General features: G+C 57.8%; 3 protein-coding genes. 2 read left to right on the plus strand and 1 reads right to left on the minus strand.

From position 1 onward, the window contains the following. On the plus strand, window positions 1–957 hold a 957-nt coding region (locus tag WC815_24070), incomplete at its 5' end, for a glycosyltransferase family 4 protein (protein MFA5911868.1). Further along, a complete protein-coding gene (locus WC815_24075; protein ID MFA5911869.1) occupies window positions 948–2,273 on the plus strand; it encodes a glycosyltransferase in 1,326 nt (441 codons plus the stop codon). The genes WC815_24070 and WC815_24075, both read left to right, overlap by 10 nt. Here the strand turns inward: WC815_24075 and WC815_24080 are convergent. Further along, a partial coding sequence (locus tag WC815_24080; protein MFA5911870.1) for a hypothetical protein occupies window positions 2,216–3,761 on the minus strand: 1,546 nt, incomplete at its 5' end. The two genes, WC815_24075 and WC815_24080, sit on opposite strands and share 58 nt — an antisense overlap.

Genomic DNA, 3,761 nt, shown 5'->3' on the forward strand with positions numbered 1-3,761 from the left:
GCGTTGTGGCGTTACGGCAACACGGCCATCGCCGATCCGTGGCGTTTGCGGCAAGTCACGCGCCAGTATGACATCGTGCACGTGCATTTTCCTTTTTACGGCACGGCGGAGGTCTTGGCGCTTTTGCGCATCATGGGGAGCATCAAGCGCCTGGTCATGACGCTGCACATGGATGCCAAGGTCGAGGCGGCGCGCGATTGGATCTTGGGCATCAACCGGATTTTTTTTCAACCATGGGTAATCGGTTCCGCCGATGCGCTCTTGGTCAGCTCGCTCGATTATGCGCGGCACGCGTCATTCGCGCGCTTCGTCGATTCAAGCAAGATGCACGAACTGCCGTTTGGCGTGGATGAAAATATTTTCAGCCCCGGCGCACGGCGTCCCGATAAATTCGGGATTCCGGAAACAGCCAAAGTCGTGGCTTTCGTGGGCGGGATGGATAAGCCACATGCTTTCAAGGGCGTGGACGTCTTGCTCAAAGCTTTTGCCGAACTGCCGCAAGATACCTGGCTCATTTTAGGCGGCGCAGGGGAGTTGCGGCGCGGGTATGAAAAACAGGCGCAGACTTTGGGTATCGCCGCACGGACAAAGTTCGTGGGACGCGTGGCAGAAAATGATTTGCCGGATGTCTATCGCGCCGCGGATGTTTTTGCTTTTCCTTCGACTTCCCAAGCCGAAGCTTTCGGTTTGGTGGCGCTTGAGGCCGAAGCGTGCGGCGTGCCGGTCGTGGCCTCGGATTTGCCCGGCGTGCGCACGGTCGTGGAGGATAAAGTCACGGGTCTGCTCACGCCTCCCGATGATGCGCGCGAACTAGCCGCTCATTTGCGTTTGTTGTTGGAGAATCCGGGGATGCGCGAGGAATTCGGCCGCGCGGCGCGTGAGCGAGTGCTGGCGCGCTTCACATGGTCGCGTCATGCTGACGGCTTAACTAAAATCTATTCCGATTTATGCGCATAGCGGTGATCAGCAACGCGGCTTTTGATGCGCCTGGCGGTGCGGGCCAGATCGCGGGCGCTTACGCCAGAGCTTTGGAATCGCGCGGCCACGCGGTGCGCTTGTGGGGACCGCGCGCAGAATTCAAGACTCTCGGATCTAGCAATCCCGTGTCGCGTCTCTTTTTTCACCTGCGTGATTTGCGCGCCGACGATTCAATCGTCCAATCCATTTCGGAATGGAAACCGGACGTCATCCTCACCCACAATTTGACGGGCTGCGGATTCGGGACGCCGAAAGCGATAAAAAAATACTTCGACTCCACTGCTGATAAAGGTCCTTCGACAGGCTCAGGACGACAAGACTTTTTGATTCCGCCTACAGGACGGCAATCTGGGAATGAAGAAATAGTTCCTGAGCTTGTCGAAGGACTACCATTGCTTTGGTTGCATGTTTTGCATGACGTGCAGTTGTTCGAACCGTCCGGTCAGATCATAAGCGGCGAAGCTTTTCCCGGTCTGCGCAAAATTTGGCGCGCGATCTGGTCGAGCCTGCGTCGGTCGGCTCTGGGCAGTCCGCAAAGCGTCATCTCGCCTACGCGTTGGCTGTTGGAGCAGCATGTCAAACGCGGATTCTTTCGGACTGCGCGGCAAGAGGTCGTGCCGAATCCGATGGCTTGGTCTGAAAGGACATCGATTGAACGGAATCCGCATCAAGTCGTTTACGTCGGGCGTTTGGATTGGGATAAGGGTCTGGATATTTTGCTTGAGGCGTGGAAAAAAATCGGAGTGGCGGATAAAAAACTTGTCATCATCGGCGCAGGAAGTTGGAAGAAAAAAACAATTGTCATCCTGAGCGGAGCAGCAGCGCAGTCGAAGGACCTTTATCAGCCGCCGGTTCAGACCAACGCTTATAATGGTCCTTCGACTCGCTCGAAGCTCGCTCAGGATGACAATTATTTTCGATCAGACCTCAACGATCCGACGATCGCGCTCAAAGGCAGTTTGCCCAACGACGAAGTGCGCCGGATTTTTGCCGCCAGCGCCGTCGCCGTCTTGCCGTCGCGGGTGTGGGAAAATCAACCCACAGTCATCTTGGAAGCTTTGCAGGCTGGCGCGAAAGTCCTGGCGGCGGATGTGGGCGGCGTAAAGGAAACTTTGGGAACGGCGGGCTGGATCTTCAAACCTGGTTCGGTCGAGTCTCTAGTCGCTGCTCTGGAACAAGCTTTGGAATCAGAAAATGATGCGCCCCGCGAGGCAGAAGCGCGACGGATCCTCGAACTTCACGATCCCGCGCTGTTCGTGGCGCGTTTGGAAGGTTTGCTCAAATCGAATTTGTAGACTTTTGCGGAATGTCCCAGCCCCTGGTCGGTCGCGCCCAGGCTCCATTCGTCGTCAGCCAGCGCCGACAAAGCTTCGGCTGTGCTTTCGGCTTTCCACCAATAATCGTTCAGCACCACGTAGACGATCTTGGATTTTCCCAGCGCGCCGGCTTCGGCGGCCAAGTCGCGTGACGGATCGTTGTAGGTCATGCCTAAGAATATCTCGTAGAGTGCGCCGCCGGTCGGGATGGGATAGAAAAAAACGTCTCCGGCGTAACGCTTGAAACCAAGCTCGCGCACCGCGGCGGCCGAGACGCTTTGGTCGGCGAGCACGGTGTAAGGCGCGCCTTCGGCATCTTGCTCGATGCTGCGCACGGCTTCGATATCGGTCAAACCAGTGCTCCAACCCCGGCCCACGGTCAGCGCGTCGTGGCGCGGCAGGGCCAGGTAGCTCGCGGCGGCGGCGACCGACAGGAATAAGGCGAGGAAAGCGGCCGAGGGCAGGGGAGTAGCCTCAAGCGCGCGATCGATCAAATCGGAAATCAACGGCCAAGCGGCGAGGGTCAGGATGAGTGAACCCAGGATAGCCAGCCGATCAGCATAATTGCCGCGCTCATAATCGATGAGAAAGGAGAACTCGCTCAAGTTCTTGAGCAGCGCGGCGGACAGATAAAGCGCGACCGCGGCCAAGACCAGGGCGAGAGCGGTATGGCGCGACGCGTCTTTACTGCGCATGATTTGGATGACGGCGGCCAAGAGGAGCAGCGCGGGCAAGGCTAGCGCCACGGCATTGGCCCAGCCCGCCCATAATGCAAAATGGTTGGACAAGTAGGGATTGAAAGCGCCGAAAAAATCCAGCCAGGGTTGCGCGGCGAAGAGTCTTGAAAAATTCCAATGGATCGGCGTGCCGCCGCGCAGACCCAGCACGTAAAACATGAGCGGCACGGCGAGCGCGGAGAGCAACGCGGAAAAATAACCCAGCACCAACGCCGGCTTGGATTTTAAGCGTGTCAACAGCACGGCTGCGCAGACGAAAAACAGCGGGATGCCGGCCAGCGGATGCACGGCCGCGCTCCACAGCGCCAAAGCAAGCGGCGCGGCGGGATGGATATTTTTTCCATCTACGCCCAAACATAAAATCAGCGCCGTGAGACCGAGGACGTAGGCGAAGGATTGGGGAGTCGTCGCGACCAAAGCCGACAGGGGAAGCAGTAAGAGCAACGCCGCGGCATAACGTCCGCCGAAAGCGCGGCGCACGGCATACAGCGCGAGCGGGATGAGACAGGCGGCGGCGCAGGGCACGAGCCAGCGATCGATGTTTTCGATGGGCAGATCCAAAACGCGCGCCAGCCAATTCGTGAACACGTATTGGCCCATGTAATATAGCGGCTTAGGCGAGAGGAAGCCGGTGGTGAGCAAGATTTTTTCCGCCGCGACATGCAAAAAGCCGTCAAATCCAAAACCGATTTTGTAGATCAGGGGAGTGAGGGATAGCGTCGAAAAAAAC

This window comes from Vicinamibacterales bacterium (assembly GCA_041659285.1).
Classification (GTDB): Bacteria; Acidobacteriota; Vicinamibacteria; order Vicinamibacterales; family UBA2999; genus 12-FULL-67-14b.